This is a genomic window from Streptomyces sp. NPDC007863, from assembly GCF_040633895.1.
GTDB lineage: Bacteria > Actinomycetota > Actinomycetes > Streptomycetales > Streptomycetaceae > Streptomyces.
The window spans coordinates 50,462-66,843 of record NZ_JBEYEI010000025.1 but is presented as its reverse complement, the minus strand read 5'-3'; the positions used below and the strand labels follow the sequence as shown (position 1 = coordinate 66,843).

General features: G+C 71.8%; 11 protein-coding genes. 4 read left to right on the top strand and 7 right to left on the bottom strand.

From position 1 onward, the window contains the following. The first annotated feature begins 28 nt into the window (after positions 1-28). Entirely contained in the window at positions 29-1,393 is a 1,365-nt protein-coding gene (locus ABZ621_RS32215) for a DUF6519 domain-containing protein (RefSeq protein ID WP_360609988.1), read from the top strand. Between the two features lie 16 nt (positions 1,394-1,409). Here the strand turns inward: ABZ621_RS32215 and ABZ621_RS32210 are convergent, their stop codons facing one another. Further along, complete coding sequence (locus ABZ621_RS32210) at positions 1,410-1,745, bottom strand: hypothetical protein (protein ID WP_360609987.1); 336 nt, start codon at positions 1,743-1,745, stop codon at positions 1,410-1,412. A 312-nt stretch (positions 1,746-2,057) separates the two neighbouring features. Further along, positions 2,058-2,954, bottom strand: a complete 897-nt coding sequence (locus ABZ621_RS32205; RefSeq protein ID WP_360609986.1) for a BTAD domain-containing putative transcriptional regulator — start codon at positions 2,952-2,954, stop codon at positions 2,058-2,060. A gap of 361 nt (positions 2,955-3,315) precedes the next feature. On the opposite strand from ABZ621_RS32205, the gene ABZ621_RS32200 reads away from it, so the two are divergent. The 3 genes from ABZ621_RS32200 (at position 3,316) to ABZ621_RS32190 (ending at position 7,030) form a co-directional block, all read left to right on the top strand. After that, positions 3,316-4,023, top strand: a complete 708-nt coding sequence (locus ABZ621_RS32200; RefSeq protein ID WP_360609985.1) for a hypothetical protein — start codon at positions 3,316-3,318, stop codon at positions 4,021-4,023. Positions 4,024-4,039: 16 nt separating this feature from the next. Further along, complete coding sequence (locus ABZ621_RS32195) at positions 4,040-5,560, top strand: alpha/beta fold hydrolase (RefSeq protein WP_360609984.1); 1,521 nt, start codon at positions 4,040-4,042, stop codon at positions 5,558-5,560. Positions 5,561-5,695: 135 nt separating this feature from the next. Beyond that, positions 5,696-7,030, top strand: a complete 1,335-nt coding sequence (locus ABZ621_RS32190; RefSeq protein ID WP_360609983.1) for a sugar ABC transporter substrate-binding protein — start codon at positions 5,696-5,698, stop codon at positions 7,028-7,030. A 52-nt stretch (positions 7,031-7,082) separates the two neighbouring features. On the opposite strand, the gene ABZ621_RS32185 is transcribed toward ABZ621_RS32190, so the two are convergent. The 5 genes from ABZ621_RS32185 to ABZ621_RS32165 form a co-directional block, all read right to left on the bottom strand. Then, on the bottom strand, positions 7,083-8,600 hold the full coding sequence (locus tag ABZ621_RS32185; RefSeq protein ID WP_360609982.1) for an alkaline phosphatase family protein: 1,518 nt from the start codon (positions 8,598-8,600) through the stop codon (positions 7,083-7,085). Between the two features lie 184 nt (positions 8,601-8,784). Then, the gene (locus ABZ621_RS32180; protein WP_360609981.1) at positions 8,785-9,933 is read right to left on the bottom strand and encodes an extracellular solute-binding protein; all 1,149 of its coding nucleotides are present in this window, start codon (positions 9,931-9,933) and stop codon (positions 8,785-8,787) included. Between the two features lie 59 nt (positions 9,934-9,992). Next, positions 9,993-12,761 carry a SpoIIE family protein phosphatase gene (locus ABZ621_RS32175; protein WP_360609980.1) on the bottom strand — a complete coding sequence of 923 codons (2,769 nt, stop codon included), beginning with the start codon at positions 12,759-12,761 and terminating at the stop codon, positions 9,993-9,995. A 70-nt stretch (positions 12,762-12,831) separates the two neighbouring features. Continuing rightward, positions 12,832-13,629: a DeoR/GlpR family DNA-binding transcription regulator gene (locus ABZ621_RS32170; protein WP_360609979.1), complete on the bottom strand. Its 798-nt coding sequence runs from the start codon at positions 13,627-13,629 to the stop codon at positions 12,832-12,834. Between the two features lie 190 nt (positions 13,630-13,819). Next, positions 13,820-16,240 carry an RICIN domain-containing protein gene (locus ABZ621_RS32165; protein ID WP_360609978.1) on the bottom strand — a complete coding sequence of 807 codons (2,421 nt, stop codon included), beginning with the start codon at positions 16,238-16,240 and terminating at the stop codon, positions 13,820-13,822. Positions 16,241-16,382: the final 142 nt, after the last annotated feature.

Below are 16,382 nucleotides of genomic sequence, written 5' to 3'. Positions count from 1 at the left end.
GCCTTCGGCCCAGGCAGGAAGCACACGCATGCACGGCGACTTCTCCCGCGTCATCTTCGACCCCGCTCGGCGTTTCTCCTCCGTCCTGTCCCAGCAGGGCCGGGTCCAGCTCGACGCCGACCTCAACGAGCAGACGGCGATCCTCCTGCACTACGTGCGCACCCTGGCCTCCGACGTCCTCGGTCCCGCGGCGTACCCGCCCGAACCGGACGGCCTCGGCGGGTTCGGGATCGACGGCTACGACGGGGACACCTTCGCCGTGGCCCCGGGGCGCATGTACGTCGACGGCATCCTGTGCGAGTCCGACGGGACGGACTACTGGGACCAGCCCGACGGGCACCTGGACCCCGAACGCGACCAGCTGCCCGCCGGTCCCTTCCTCGTGTACCTGCGGGTGTGGGAGCGGTTCGTCACCGCCCTGGAAGCGCCGTGGATCCGGGAGAAGGCCCTCGGTCCGAACGGCCCGGACACCACGGCGCGCACCCGGGTCGTCTGGCAGGTGTGCGCGCTCCCGCTGGAGCCGGGGTCGGCCACGCCCGACATGCGCAGTGCCGCGTCCTTCCTGCGGGAGCACGTCGGCAGCCGTTTCGAGCCGCGCGGTGTGCTCGCCGCGCGGACCCGGCGCCCCGAGGAGGCGGCCGGCTCGGCGAACGGGCCGGCCCCGTCGTCCGGCTACCGGGGCCCGGAGAACCAGCTGTACCGGGTGGAGGTGCACCGCGGCGGCAGGGAGGGCACGGCGACCTTCAAGTGGTCGCGGGAGAACGGCTCCGTGGCCCTGCCCGTCCGGGGCGTGTCCGGAGCCGTGGTCGAACTGGAGACGCTGGGCCGGGACGACAAGCTCGGCGTGGACGTCGGCGACGTGGTGGAGATCATCGACGACGCCGTGGTCTGCCGCGGGGCGTCGGACCGGCCCGACGAGGGCTGCGGACGGCTCTACACCGTCCAGCGGGTCGACTACGACGATCACCGGGTCACCCTGGACGGCACTGTGGGGGACGACCCGTACCACCGGTCCGCCGGCGAGATGCCGACGCGTCATCCGCTGCTGCGCCGCTGGGACCACGGAGCGAGCGGGTGGGACGGCGGACTCACGGAAGCGATGGGCGTTCCCCTGCGCGAGGGAGAGTGGCTGCCGCTGGAGGACGGGGTCGAGGTCCGGTTCGAGCCCAGCCAGGACGGACCGCGCGTCTACCGCCGGGGCGACTACTGGCTGATCCCCGCCAGGGTGCTCACCGGTGACGTCGAGTGGCCCCGCGGCCGCCAGGGGCAGCCCCTCAAGCGCCGCCCGCACGGCGTCCGCTACCACTACGCCCCGCTCGCGCTCCTGGAGCCGCGCGACGGCGACGACTTCCGGCTGGTGGATCTGCGGGTGCCGTTCCCCCCGCGGCGGTAGGTGCCGCGGCGGGGGGTCAGCGTGCCACGAACCCGAAGAGGTAGACGGCCCAGGCGGCGACGAGCACGAACGCCAGCACGACCAGGGCGACGGGCGTGGTGCGGGCGGACACCTGCGCGCCCGTCGTCAGGTTGTGCAGACGCTTGACGCGCAGCGTGCCGCGTTTCACCTTGCCGTGGGCACGTACCCGGTCGCCCTCGTTGACGGCGCCCTCGAAGGAGTAGCCGCGCATCTCCACGGGGACGAGCCGCAGGGGACGGCCCTGCCGGTCGTGCACCTCCACGCGGAAGTTGCAGACCACGGTCGAGCTGGTGTTGCCGGAACTGCCCTGCACCTCCGTGCGGATCTGCACGTTCCGCGCCACTCCCTCGACCAGGCCGCTGCCCGCGAGGGTGCCCACCGGGAGCGGCGGGACGGGCGGTGGGGGTGGCGGATCGTTCCGGAGCGGAGGCGGTGGGGCCGGGGGCGGTGGGACCGGTCGGGGCGGCGGCGGAGGTGGGGGTGGAGGTGCGGGCGGCGGGAGGATCCTCCGGCGTGGCGGCCTCGGTTCGGGCCCCTCGCCGTCGTCGTACAACGGGACATAGGCGCGGCACCTAGGGCACCGCTGCGCACCGTGCGGCACATCGGTGCCGCACATCTCGCAGGCCCAGCTGCCCTCCACCATCTAGTCGACCCGGTGCTCGTCGTGGTCCCGCAGGGAGAGGTTCTGCACGGTGGCTGGCATGGTGCTTCTCCTGTCGTGGTGCTGGGGGGCCGTGGTGCTGTGGTCCCGCGGTGTCGTCCTCGCTGCGGTCAGCCAGGCCAGGGCGTGCCTGCCTCCGAAGGCGGAGCGGGCCCGCTGGTGGTCCTGGGGGTACGGCAGCCGCTCGGCGAGCAGGCGTGTGAACCGAAGCGAGGGCTCGATACCCAGTTCCTCGTTCAACAAGGTGCGGAACATCGCGTAGTGGCCGAGCGCTTCGCCCACATTGCCCTCCGCGAGATGCACGGACACGACGACCCGGTGCGCGCTCTCGCGCAGTGGCTCGGCGCGGATGCCGGCCCACGCCGCTTCCATCGCCAGCGCGGTCCTGCCCTGCTCGATCAGGGTGTGCGCCAGCGAGTCGAGGGCGTGCAGCCGCAGTTGCCGCAGGCGCTCGCGCTCCAGCAGCACCCAGTCCTCGTCCCAGCCCGGCAGGAGGTCTTCTCCGGTGAGGAGCCCGAGCGGGGGACGGCGGTACGGCGGCGGGGCGCCGCCCGTGACGAGGCCGAGGGCCGTACGGGTGAGGACGTGGACGTCCACGCGCAGCGCCGGAGCGACCATCAGGACGTCTCCGCAGCAGTGGACGAGCGGGAGTTCGTCCCGCGGAAGCTTCCACAGAGTGGTCCGCAGGCTGCCCCTGGCGTGCTCCTCGGTGACCTCGGGCCACAGCGTGCCGGCGAGGACCGTGCGGGGCACGCTCTCGCGCAGGCTCAGGAAGGCCAGGAGCCGTTGACCATTGCGACACAGCTCGATGCTCTGCCTTCCGCATTCCAGTCGGAAGCGGCCGAGCAACCGCAGCTGAGCGGAGGGAGTCACGTTCATGATCGCCTCGCGCACGGGGATCTCGCGTGAGCGCGCCGCTCGGAAGCGGTACCGTCTCGTCGGCGCTGCTTCCCGGCCCGCCGAAATCCGCCGGCTCGGCTTCGGGGTCCACGACCTCGGACGAGGCCTGTCCCCCTCAGTCTCTGCCGCTGTCTTCCCCTCTGCAACTCGGTGCCCGACCGTGCCGAAGACGGCCGGCCGCTGGTCACCGGGGTGCTCCCGGCCCGTCGGCGCGCCGCGGAAGCGGCCGTGGTGACGGCGGTGTGACGCCGGGCTGACGGCGGTTCCGTAGCTTCGGTCACGGTGGCCGAGTCCCTCTCGGAGACCGTGACGAGCGAAGGACGTCCCCTAGGAGGCCAAGATGACCTGGAGGGTCGCGAACAGCCTGGAAACCCTGCGGCACCAGCTCGACGCACGCTTCCCCGGACGCAGCCTCGCGGCCGACGGCGGCGTCGGCGACGCAGCCCACCAGGCACGGGGCGACAACAGTGACCACAACCCGTGGTACGGGCCGGGCATCGTCACCGCGCGCGACTTCACCCACGATCCGGCGCACGGCCTCGACATCCAGCAGGTCGCCGACGAGCTGCTCGGCAGCCGCGATCCGCGCATCAAGTACGTCATCGCCAACCGTCGGATCGCCTCCAACCGCTCCTGGCAGTGGGGTCCGTACTCGGGTGCCAATCCGCACGAGGCGCACTTCCATCTGTCCGTGGTGGCCGATCCCCTCTGCGACGACGCCCAGAACTGGAGACTCCCGCTCTTCGGCGAGGTGCCGGACGGCGGGGGCGGCGGGGGCGGCGGGGGCGGCACGGTCGAACCGGGCGCCTTCACGACCTGGGGAACCGACGTCAACGTGCGGGCGGCACCCTCCCTCGGCGCCGCCGTCGTGGCCGTACTGCCCGGGCCCACGCGGGTGACGGTCACGTGTCAGACCAGGGGCGACACGGTCAACGCCGCCGGCCACGTCAACGACGCGTGGTCGTTCGTCCCCGCCCTCGGCGGATATCTCTCCAACATCTTCATCGACGATCCGGCCGCCTGGCTCCCGGGCGTCGGTGAGTGCTGACACCTAGGCGGCCCGTATGTCGCAGGCCCAGAAACTCCCCGTCATCTACGTCCGGGGCTTCGCCGGCGGTCAGTCCGGCATCGACAGCGCGGTGGCGGACCCGTTCCTCGGATTCAACGCCGGCTCCACGCACATCCGGATCGGACCGGACGACAAGCCGAACTTCTACCAGTTCGAAAGCCCCCTGCTGCGGCTGATGGTGGACGAGGGCTATCAACTCCTCGTCCAGGGAAGCCAGGAGACGTATCTGGACACCCACGCGGAAATCCCCGCCGACAGCATCTGGATCCACCGCTTCTACGACCCGTCCGCGAGCACCTGGGGCGGCACGCCCAAGGAGTTCCGCGTCGAGGACGCCGCGCAGGACCTGCTCGAACTGATCGACGAGCTCAGGGCGAAGGCCCACGTCGACCGGGTCCATCTGGTCGCCCACTCCATGGGCGGCCTCATCTGCCGATGCCTGATCCAGAAGATCCTCCCGGAACGCGGCATCGAACCGGCCGGCCGTGTCGCCAAGTTGTTCACCTACGGCACGCCGCACGGCGGCATCTCCTTCGACTTCGGTTTCGGGATGCTGGAACGGCTGCGGGACGCCATCGGCATCAACGGCGCCGACATCTTCGGGCGCGAACGGATGTACCAGTACCTGACCCCGCGCGCCACCGCGGCCGACGAGCCGCCCGAGGACTGGGATCCGCGTGCCATGCCCGCCGACGGGGAGCCCTTCGCCTTCCCGCTCCGGCAGGTCTTCTGCCTGGTGGGCACCAACCCGGGCGACTACGACGTGGCGCACGGCCTGTCGTCCGCGGTGGTCGGGGCCCGCAGCGACGGCCTGGTGCAGATCGACAACGCGTACGTGCCAGGGGCCTTCTGCGCCTATGTCCACCGCAGTCACAGCGGACGCTACGGCCTCGTCAACTCCGAGGAGGGCTACCAGAATCTGCGGCGGTTCCTGTTCGGCGACCTGAAGGTGGAGTCCGCCCTCGTCCGCTTCCGACTGCCGGAGGAGAAGAACACGGCGTGGCAGGCGGAGGTCGGCTTGTCCATCCGCGGCCTGCAGATCGTGATGCACGAGCGGACCGCCGACCAGTGGTGCCCGATCCAGCTCGGCGACGACGCGCAGCCCGGCGTGGACGGCGACGGAGCGGTGCCGCTGGTGAGCACCTTCCTGTGCGAGAACCTGGCCAGCCCGAACGGCGCCGGCGCCCTGCGGTACGCGCTCCACCTGCGCATCCTCTCCCTGCGCGAACGGGACAACGGTTTCCTGGACTTCCGTGACCACATCGAGAAGACGGCCGACTTCGACGACATCCTGATCGTCGACGTCGGCAGCGACGCCGGGGTTCCGGCGCTGCGCGCCACCTGGAACTCCGACATCGCCGGTCCCATCAGCGACTTCAAACCGACCAGCCTGGATCTGGCCGACGAGGATCCGGTGAGCGGCAGATGGATCAGCCACATTCCCCTGCCCCCCGCGACCGCGGCGATCCTCGGTGAAGACGCGCGGGTCCGCCTCGCCGTGACCGGGTGGAACTGACGCGCGGGACATCCGCACGGGACATCCTGCCCGGCAGTTGACGCCCCTTCTCCGGCGGTGCCACCATCAAGCCCCTGATGGTTACGTAAACATCTTCTGTCGTACCCTCCCGGCGTCATCGATCAGGAGCAAACTATGGGCAACCGCACCAGCCACGGACTGCTTGGCGCTCTCCTCGTGGTCCTCGCCGCCGGGATCGGCGGTACGGCGTGCGGCTCCCCTGACCCTGACGGTGACGGAACGGACAGGAAGGACATCCGGAACGCGCTGGAGAAGGGCGGCAAGGTGACGGTGTGGGCCTGGGAACCCACCCTGAAGAAGGTCGCCGCCGACTTCGAGAAGAAGTACCCCAAGGTCGACGTCGAACTCGTCGACGCCGGCACCGGCGACAAGCAGTACACGGCACTCCAGAACGCCATCGCCGCCGGCTCCGGCGCCCCCGACGTCGCCCAGATCGAGTACTACGCCCTCGGCCAGTTCGCCATCGGCAAGACCGTCGAGGACCTCTCCCCCTACGGCGCCCTCTCCCACGCCAACAGCTTCACACCCGGCCCCTGGCACGCCGTCCACCAGGACGAGGGCATCTTCGCCCTGCCGATGGACTCGGGCCCCATGGCGTTCTTCTACAACAAGAAGGTCTTCGACCAGCACGGCGTCAAGGTCCCGACCACCTGGGACGAGTACGTGGAGGCGGCGCGGACCCTGCACAAGGCCGACCCGAAGATCTTCATCACCAACGACACCGGCGACCCCGGCGCCACCACCAGCCTCATCCGGCAGGCCGGAGGCCGCCCGTACTACGTGCGCGGGACCGACATCAGCATCGACTTCGACGACGACGGCACCAGGAAGTACACCGCCACCTGGCAGAAGCTCCTCGACGAGAAGCTGGTCGCCCCGATCAGCTCCTGGAGCGACGCCTGGTACAAGGGACTCGCCGACGGCACCATCGCCACCCTCTCCATCGGCGCCTGGATGCCCGCCAACCTCACCTCCGGCGTCCCCACCGCCTCCGGCGACTGGCGCGTCGCCCCCCTCCCCCAATGGACCAAGGGCGACAAGACCAGCGCCGAGAACGGCGGCAGCTCCCTCGCCGTACCCAAGGCCGCAAAGAACAAGGAACTCGCCTACGCCTTCACCGAGTTCGCCACCACCGGAACCGGCGCCACCACCCGCGTCGCCGAAGGCGCCTTCCCCGCCACCCGCGCCGACCTCGAATCCCAGGCCTTCCTCGACAAGCCCTTCCCCTACTTCGGCGGCCAGCAGGCCAACCGGATCTTCGCCGAATCCGCCCGCAACGTCGGCGAGGACTGGTCGCACCTGCCGTTCCAGGTCCACGCGAACTCGATCTTCAACGACACCGTCGGGAAGGCCTACACCTCCGGGGCCGGACTCTCCGACGGTCTCGACGCCTGGCAGGACGCCTGCGTCGCGTACGGCGACGACCAGGGCTTCACGGTGAACCGGTAGCCGGACGCGGGAGCGGCCGCGGCGCGCTCCCGCGTCCGAGCGGACGGGACGGTCAGGGGGTGAGGCCCACCTGGTCGATCGTCCAGAAGGCACTGTTGGTGCCGGTGTAGTGGAAGTGCAGCCTGGCGGTGGTGGCGCCCGGGGGAACGGCGACCGTCAGCTTCTCGTAGGCGTTGCGGTCCGCGCCGTAGGACCGCAGCAGTTGCCGGGGACCGCCGTCGAAGGAGATGTGGACGTCCCCGGTCTGCGGGCCGTCCACCTTGTAGGTGGTGGCGTAGGAGACGGTCGCGGGCGCTCCGCCGCTCACGGGGAAGACCGGGCTGGTGAGCGTGGAGTCGAACGGTCCGACGCCGTGGGACCTGTCGTCCCACTCGTCGGAGTCGGCGACGGCGAAGACGTCGCGCGCCCGGACGTTGGTCTCGCGCCCCTGCCCCAGGTCCGTGTTGCTCCAGAACTCGTCGGTGGCGAAGGACCAGCCGCGCCACTCGGTGACGCCGCCCGCGGGCATGGCGGAGTTGTCGATGGTCCAGCCGCTGGGCGGGGTGGTCGTCCAGCCCTTGAGGGAGGCGGGCAGGGCGAGTTCGTCGACCCGGGTGTCCAGGGCCGGGCGCAGGGCGTCGAAGGCGTCGGGCGCGAGGGTGCCGACCGCCTTGCCGTCGAGCTGCCACGCCGGGTCCGCGGCCACCCCGAAGTGCGCGAGGACGGTCGGTGCGATGTCGGTGACCTTGACGTCGTGACGGACCGAACCCGGGGTGAAACCGGCGCCCTTGGCGATGACGAAGGTCTGCCGTTCGCTGGGGCTGTTGCCGCCGTGTCCGCCGTTCGGCAGGTGACCGTGGTCGGCGGTGACGACGATCTGCCAGTCCTCGTCGGCGTACGTGGCGCGGGAGGTGACGGCGTCGAGGATCCGGCCGATCTCGGTGTCGGCCTTGGCGAGGGCGTCCAGGTAGGCCCGGTGGGCGGTGCCGTAGGTGTGGCCGGCGCCGTCGACCTCGTCGAGGTGGACGAAGGCGGCTTCCACGTCGGTGGTCTTGAGCCGGGAGACGGCGGTCGCCGTGGTGTCGGCGTCGCCGACCCCGCCGAGGCGGGTGTCGACGGCCGGTCCGAAGACGGTGTCGCGGAGGGGCGCCCAGGTGCCGACGACCAGGGTGTCGAGCGTGGGGTCGGCGGTCTCCAGACGGGTGGCGTAGTCCGGGTAGAGGTCGGGACGGGCGCCGTCGAAGCTGTTGTCGACGACCTTGTGCTTGTCGGGCCAGACTCCGGTCGCGATGGTCGACCAGCCGGGGCCGGAGGACGTGGGGGCCATCGGGTTCGCGTAGAGGTTGCCGGTGGCGGTCATGCCGCCGGCCATGAGGCTCTTGACCCTCGGCATCTTCGCCTTGTCGAACGCGGCGAAGGTCGCGCCGTCGACGCCGATCACCAGCGACTTGGGGCGCTTGACGGCGTCGCCGGCACCGGAGGGCGACGGCTCCTCGCCGCGGGCGGCGGCGTTCGCGGAGGCGGCAAGCGGCAGGACCGCGGCCGCGAGGGTGCCGGCGAGGGCGGCACGAAGAGGACGGGACAACTGCACGGAGTCTCCTCGGGAGGATGTACGGGGGTGCACGACCGTCGCGGCCGGGCAGAGGAGATCCTGCACCCGACCGAGAATCAACAAGTACACACAGAGTCCATCAGACATGAACACTCCATGGAGGTTCGGTACAGACCCGTTATCCATTCGCGATCTTCTGGGGAACTCCGTCGTGCGCCGCCGGTCACCCGTCGAGGGCGTCGGGCCAGTTCTCGCGCACCACCCGCAGCGCCTCGGTCAGCTGCGCGTCGCCGGGGAAGACCGGCGGGCCGCCCTCGACCGTCGGCAGCCGCGCCGCCTTCTCCTCGTCGAGCGTGCCGTCCTTCGCCATGACGTCCATGAGCATCGGACGGGCGTACCCGGTCAGCCGCAGGTTCTGGCCCTCCGTGCTCGCGAGGTACTCCAGCCACAGCCGCGCCGCGGCGGGGTGGGGGGCGTGCTTGTTGACGGCCTGGGCGTAGTACTGCGAGAAGCTCGCGTCGAAGGGGATGGAGACCTTCCACCGCACGTCGGTGCCCCTCAGCTCGTCGACGTGCCGGAGGTTGAGGAAGTCCCACTCGATGCTGATCGGGGTCTCGCCGCGGACGATCGCCTCGGGGTTGGGGTTGCCGCGGTTGTAGTTCCCGACCTCGTCGAGCTTCGCGAAGAAGTCGATGCCCGGCTGGATGTCGTCGAAGGAGCCGCCGTTGGCCAGGGCGGCGGCGTAGACGCCCGCGAAGGCGGAGCCGGCCGTCACCGGATTGCCGTTGAGCGCCACCATCCCCCGGTACTCGGGCTTGAGCAGGTCGGCGAAGGAGACGGGGCAGACCGCCACCCTGTTGTCGTCGCAGCCGATGGAGACGTAACCCCCGTAGCTGTTGAACCAGGCTCCGCCCGGGTCCTTCTGGTTCGGCGGGACGCTGTCCCAGGCGGCGACCCGGTACGGGGCCAGCAGGCCCTCGCGCGCGGCCGACTGCGCGAAGGCGTCGCCGAGGTCGAGCACGTCCGGGGCGGTCGCCTCGCCCTTGGTCCGCCGGATGTCCTCGATCTCCTCCTGGCTGGAGCCGAACGGGTTGCTGTTCACGATCTCGATCCCGTACTTCTTCTCGAAGCCGTCCATCAGGCCGCCGTAGTTCGCCCAGTGGCGCAGCAGCGTCGTCGTGTTCAGCGTGCCCTCCTTCTTCGCCGCCGCGACCAGCGCGTCCATGCCGCCGGCCTCCTCCGCGGAGCCGGCCACGGCGGGGGCCACCACCCGCACCGGCTCGTTCTCCCCTCCGCAGGCGCTCAGGCCGAGGACCGCGACGCACAGACAGGTCGCGAGGGTGACGACACGCGTCCGGGGCAGGTCGACCACGGCGTCTCCACGAGGGGGAGAGGAACGGTGGGGGCTGATCTCCCAGCCTACGCGGGCCCTCACAGCTCCGCGTCGTCCCACTGGCCGAGGATGTCGTCCTCCCCCAGGGCGTCGAGGTCGGGACCGGCGCCGGGAGCGGTCGCCTGGGCGGCCCAGATGGTCTTCCCCCGGGGGGAGTAACGGGTGCCCCACTTCTCCGCGTACTGGGCGACGAGGAAGAGACCGCGGCCTCCCTCGTCGGTGTCGGCGGCACGCCGGATGTACGGGGCCGTACTGCTGCCGTCGGACACCTCGCAGACCAGGGAGGCGCCGTAGAGGAGGCGCACCCGGATCGGTTCGAGGCCGTAGCGGACGGCGTTGGTGATCAGTTCGCTGAGAATGAGTTCGGTACCGAAGGCGATCTCCTCCAGTCCCCACTCGGCCAGCTTGCGGGCGCACGCGTTGCGGACCGGACTCACGGCCGCCGGGTCGCGCGCCACGTCCCATACGGCGACCCGGTCGGGGTCCATGCGGCGGACGCCGGCCACGAGCAGGGCGACGTCGTCGCCGGACCCGGTCGGAAGCATGGTGTCGATGACGGCGGCGCAGGTCTCCTCCGGGCTGCGGCCGGGCCCGGTGAGGGCGTCGCGCAGGACGGCCAGGCTCGCGTCGGGGTCCCGGGTGCGGTCCTCCAGGAGGCCATCGGTGTAGAGCACGAGCCTGGAACCCTCCGGCAGGACCGTCCGGACCGTCTCGACGGGCATCCCGTTGCCCAGTCCGAGGGGCGGGGAGACCGGGGACTCCAGGAACTCCACGGTCCCGTCGGGCCGGACGACCGCGGGCGGCAGGTGGCCCGCGGTGGCCACGGCGACCTCGCCGGAGACGGAGTCGTAGACGACGCACAGACAGGTGGCTCCGGTGATCGTCTCGCCCCAGCCCTCGGAGGGTTCGTCCTGCACGTCGATGAGGGTCACGAGTTCGTCGAGGCGCCAGATCAGCTCGTCCGGGGAGAGGTCCAGCGCCGAGAAGTTGTGCACGGCGATCCTCAGGCGGCCCATGGTGGCCGCGGCGTGCAGGCCGTGGCCGACGACGTCGCCGACGACCAGTGCCACGCGGGCACCGGGCAGGGGGATCACGTCGAACCAGTCGCCGCCGACGCCGGACTCCGCGGGAAGGTAGCGGGAGGCCACGTCGAGCGTCTCGTCGCCCGGGAGACTGCGCGGCATCAGGCTCCGCTGGAGCGTGACCGCCATCGTGTGCTCCCGGGTGTACCGGCGGGCGTTGTCGATGGAGACGGCGGCCCGGTTCGCCAGCTCCTCGGCGAAGGACAGGTCCTCGTCGGTGAACGGCGGGGAGGCGCCCGACCGCCAGAAGTTCGCCACCCCCAGCACCACGCCCCGGGCGCGCAGCGGGACGACCGCCAGCGCGTGGATGCCGTACTGCAGGACGCGCCGGGCCCGCTCCTCGTCCTGGGCGCGCCACCCGGTCGAGGAGGCCAGGTCGGTCACCACCACCGAGCGGCCCTCGGTGACGCTGACGTCGACCGGCGATCCGGGAACGAAGCGGATCAGCTCGCCCGAGGGATAGAGGGGGTGGTCCTCGGTGAGGCCCGCGAGGGCCGTGCGGCGCAGCTCCGTGCCGGCCCCGGCCGGCTCCTCCCCGCTCAGGACGGGGTCGAGGAGTTCGACGGTGACGACGTCCGCGAAGCCGGGGGACGCGACCTCCGCCAGCTCCTCGGCGGTGCGCACGACGTCCAGGGTGGTTCCGATCCGGACCCCGGCGTCGTAGAGCAGGGTCAGCCGCTCCCTCGCCACCTCCGCGCGCCCGGACAGGGAGCGCAGCTCGGTGGTGTCCCGCAGGGTGACCACGCTGCCGCGCCGGCCTCCGGGGGCCAGGGTGACCCGTTTGTTGAGGGCGAGGAGGCGGTCCGCGGCGAGGTGCACCTCGTCGGTGGCGATCCGGTCCGAGGAGAGGAGGGCCGTGAGGGAGGGGTCGAGGCCCAGTTCGGTGACGCGGCGTCCCTCGGCGTCCGGGGGCAGGCCGATCAGCCGGCGCGCCTCGTCGTTGGCCAGCAGCAGCCGATGGTCGCGGCCGGTGATGAGCACGCCCTCGCGGACGGCGTGCAGGACGGCGTCGTGGTGCTCGTACATCCGGGTCATCTCCGCCGGGCCCAGCCCGTGGGTCTGGCGGCGCAGCCGTCGGCTCACGAGGCCCGTGCCGAGGGCCACCAGGCCGAGGGCGGCGGCCGCGCTGCCGAGGAAGACGGGCAGCTGCTGGTCGAGCGAGTCCTGGACCTTCTCGACCGTGACCGCGGCGGAGACGATGGCGACGACGTCCCCCCGGGCGTCCCGGACGGGGGCCGCCGAGACCACGGAGAGGCCCAGGGCGCCCTGGAAGGTGCGGGTGAAGGGCCGGCCGGCGGCGGCTTCGGCGTACGGTCCGATGACGTGCTTGCCGAGCTGGGTGGGGTCGCTGTGGGTGAGGGTGATCCCGTCGAGCTCGTAGACGATCAGGGCGTCGATGCCGGCCGCCTTGCGTGCTCCTTCGGCGAGGGGCTGGAGCTCGACCGTCGGAAAGTCGTTCTGCAGGGCCCGTACGAGCCCCGGCGCGTGGGCGAAGGACTGGGCGGCCGCGACGGTCCGGTGCCGGGCGTCGGCCATGGTGTCGCGGCGGGCCTGGACGACGAGCGCGACGACGGCGGCGGCCACGAGGAGGACGACGAGCACCAGCTGGAGGAGGAAGACCTGGCGGGCGACGCTGCGGGTGGTCAGCCACGACGCGAGGCGCCGTCGTCCTCCGGGGGACGTTTCCAGAGGATCACCGCCTTGATGGCCAGCTTCGCCACTCATACTCCACATTTATCCCTTTTCGGCTGCCGCCTGGCAACCATGGGAGCCCTCGGGTGGGGGCCGGGGAACCTCAGGCGTTCGCCGGGTCGGCCAGGATCAGCCGGCCGACCTCGCGGGTCAGGACCGATCGGGCCTCCTCGTCGAGGGAGTGGTCCGAGACGAAGTAGTCGATCTCGTCGAGCCCGGCGAAGCGGCTGAGCCCCACCACGCCCCACTTGGTGTGGTCCGCGACCACGGCGAGCCGTGCGGCGGACTCGATCAGCGCCCTGTTGGTCTGCGCCTCGGCGAGGTTCGGGGAGGTGAGGCCCGCCCGCTCGGACACCCCGTGGGCGCCCATGATGACGAGGTCCACCCGCAGCGAGCGGATCGTCTGGTCGGCCAGCGGTCCCACCAGCGAGGCGGACCTGGTCGGGGCGCCGCCGGTGAGGAGCACGGTCGGGGCGCCCCCGTCCGGTTCCTCGGCGAAGTCGCGCAGCAGGTCGGCGACGGGCAGCGAGTTGGTGACGACGGTGAGACCGGGCGTGTGCCGGAGCCCGGCCGCCACCGCGTAGGCGGTGGTGCCGCCGGACACGGCCACGACGCTGCCCGGCTTCACGAGGCCGGCCGCCGCCGTGGCCACCGCGGCTTTGGCGGTCGACTCCAGGTCGGCCTTGGCCTCGAATCCGGGTTCCTCACCGGTGGTGGCCGTGGCCGTCGCGACGGCTCCGCCGTGCACCTTCTCCAGGGAGCCGGCCCGGGCCAGCGCCTCCAGATCCCGCCGGACGGTCATGTCCGAGACCCCGAGCCGCTCGACGAGGTGGGCCACCCGCACGGCGCCGTCCCGGCGCACGAGGTCGAGGATCACCGCTCGCCGCTGCAGCGCCAGCACCGACTCCTCCGCCCCTGTCTCGTCCGTGTCGTGTGGGAACCGGCCGACGAGAAGTCCACCGAAGTCATCACTTTCGAACAGGATACATACCCCCGTGTGAGGGAGCGGGGCACGCCCGCTCCGGTGGTGTGGGAGAGCCGCGGGCGGGCCGGTCCGGCCGCCGGAAGGCCGCCGGACCGGCCCGCCGCCGCTACGAGGTGGTGAACTGCTGGTTCGGGACGGCGGAGCAGCCGAACTGGACGACCTCCGCGCCGTTCGCCGTGGATGCCCCGCTCACGTCCACGCACTTGCCGCTGTGCCGGGCGAGCAGGGTGGCGAAGCCGTCGGGCGACCTGTGCACCGACCACTGCTGGTTGGCCCCGCCGTTGCAGGCGTACTGGAAGGCGACGGCACCGTCGGCGGTCGACTCGTTGGTGACGTCGAGGCACTTGCCGCTGTGCCGGGCGACGACGTTGACGTAGCCGCCTCCCACGGGGCGCAGCGACCACTGCTGGTGGGTCGCCCCGCCGCAGGTGTACTGGACCACCTGGGCTCCGTCCGCGGTCGAGGCTCCCGTCACGTCCAGGCACTTCCCGCTGTGCCGCATCCGCAGCGGCGTCCAGGTGTCCGCGTCGAGGGAGCGGAAGGTCCAGGACTGGTTGGCCCCGGTCGTCGGACGGTAGACGCCGACGGGCGCGCCGTCGCCGGTGGACTCGCCGCTGACGTCGAGGAGCTTGCCGCTCGCGCTGTTGACGAGGGTGTGGTGTCCGTCGCCCGACGTGGACAGCATCCACTTCTGCTCGTCGGCGGTGCCCGCGTTCACCAGGGCGAGGGAGTCGCCCTGGGCGGCGAGGGCCTTGCCGTTGGCGACGCTGGTGACGCGGTAGGCCGCGGTGTTGCTCCAGTCGGCCGAGGACAGCTTGGTGAACTTCCACTGCTGCGCCGCGGTGCCCGGGCTGGAGGTGCGCTGGACCAGGGTGTTCTGGCCGCCGCTGGTGGCGACCGCGAGCGCCTTGCCGCTGTGGTCGTTGAGCAGCTGGCGCGCGGCGCCGGTGGGGGCCGTGGTGTCGGAGGCGTTCACGCCCGTCGCGCCGGGCAGGACGAAGGTCGTGACGGAGCCCGCGCCGACGGTGGCGGTGAGCGTCTTGCCGGCGGGAGCGAGGTCGCTCTCGCGGTGCAGGTTCTTGGTGCCGTCGGTGGTGTAGCGCTGGACGGGCCCGGTGCCCACGGTCTGGAAGCCGCCGAGGTTCAGGGTGAGCCGCTGGGGTTCGCCGGTGGGGTTGGTGTGGACGACGACCGCGCCCTGGCCGGCCGGGCGCAGGGCGGCGAAGGTGTCGGCGTTGTCGGTGTTGATGACGCGGGCGCCGGGGCGGACGAACGTGGTGTAGTTCGCCAGCGCCCAGTACTTCTTGTTCTTGCGGAGCGGCTCGGTGGCCGCGTCCTCCGGGGTGAAGTCGGTCTGGATGAGGCCCCAGTTGGAGTTCTCGCGCCCCGGCGTCATGTTCTCGTAGTCCTCGACGGCCTGCCACAGGACCCAGGCGCGGGGCTCCAGTTCGCGGAAGTCCTCGTTGACCCGCTGGGTGAGGTCGAGGGCGGGGCTCATGTCGGTGAAGCTCTGTCCGACGCTGCCGCCGAGGTCCACCTCGGACATCCACAGGGGGGTGGCCGTCCCCTTGGCGATGTCGCGCGCTCCGGTGCGGCCGCCGGTGCTGTACGTGTGGGTGTTGAGCCGGCCGACAGCGGCCTTGGCGGCCGTGTCGTAGGTGTCCCAGTTGGCGCGGAAGGTGTTCGGGTTGGTCTCGTCCATGGCGGCGATGGGCGTGCTGACGCCGTCGGCGTTCAGCCGGGCCCGCATGGTGGTGAGCATGCGCGCCTGGGAGGCGGGGTCCCAGTGGGAGCCCTCCTGCCGGCCACCCGCGCCCCAGTAGTTGGTGTTCGGTTCGTTGATGGGCGAGAGGGTGTCGAAGGTGACGCCCGTGGCCGCCTCGGCGCGCTTCATCGCGCCGGAGAGGTACGCCGCGAACCGCTCGTACTGGTCGGAGCGGAGGTTGTCCTCCCACGCGTTCCAGTTGCCCGAGACCAGGCCGCTGTTCGTCATGAAGTACGGCGCGGAGTTGGAGAACGCCTCGAAGGTGTCGGCGCCTCGCGCCTTGGCGGCGGTGACCCACCAGCGCTGGTTGGCGTCGGCGTCCGGGTTCCAGTGCGTGGGGTTGCCGGGATCCCACCAGTCGGGGGACTCGGGGCCGGGGCGGTTCCACCAGCCGGGGACGGCGCCGCCGGCCCGCATGTACGGGGTGGTCTCCGGGCTGTCGCCGCCGCCGATGTTGTAGCGGGCGATGGTGAAGCCGAGGCCGTCCGCGCCGTAGAGGGCGTCGGCGAGCGCGTTGCGCTGGGCGTCCGGCCAGCCTCCGGTCACGTTCGCGAACCAGGCCAGCGCCGTGCCCCAGCCCTCGAACGGCTGCTGCTGGTAGCTGGGATCGGGGCGGACGGTCACCGCCTGGCCGGTCTCCTCGGCCGCCGCGGAGACCGTGGGTGTGAGGCCGGCCGCGAGGAGGGCGGCCACGGAGGCGGCGCCCAGGAGCGCGCCGCTCCGGCGCACACGGGTCGGGGGTCGTTCTCTGGTGGAACGCATGGTCGATCTCCCTGAATGGATCGGTGGTCGTCGATCACCGAGGGGCCGCGGGCGTCGGGGCCGGAGCGCCGGGTGTCGCGGAGGGGTGTGGGGTGGGGCAGGCCCCGTCGGGGGCGCGGGGCCTGCCCCGGGGTGGTCCGGA

Coding starts and splice junctions, on each gene's coding strand:
- ABZ621_RS32200 (WP_360609985.1), top strand. CDS start 3,316: ATGACCTGGAGGGTCGCGAACAGCCTGGAAACCCTGCGGCACCAGCTC.
- ABZ621_RS32205 (WP_360609986.1), bottom strand. CDS start 2,954: ATGAACGTGACTCCCTCCGCTCAGCTGCGGTTGCTCGGCCGCTTCCGA.
- ABZ621_RS32175 (WP_360609980.1), bottom strand. CDS start 12,761: ATGAGTGGCGAAGCTGGCCATCAAGGCGGTGATCCTCTGGAAACGTCC.
- ABZ621_RS32190 (WP_360609983.1), top strand. CDS start 5,696: ATGGGCAACCGCACCAGCCACGGACTGCTTGGCGCTCTCCTCGTGGTC.
- ABZ621_RS32165 (WP_360609978.1), bottom strand. CDS start 16,240: ATGCGTTCCACCAGAGAACGACCCCCGACCCGTGTGCGCCGGAGCGGC.
- ABZ621_RS32195 (WP_360609984.1), top strand. CDS start 4,040: ATGTCGCAGGCCCAGAAACTCCCCGTCATCTACGTCCGGGGCTTCGCC.
- ABZ621_RS32215 (WP_360609988.1), top strand. CDS start 29: ATGCACGGCGACTTCTCCCGCGTCATCTTCGACCCCGCTCGGCGTTTC.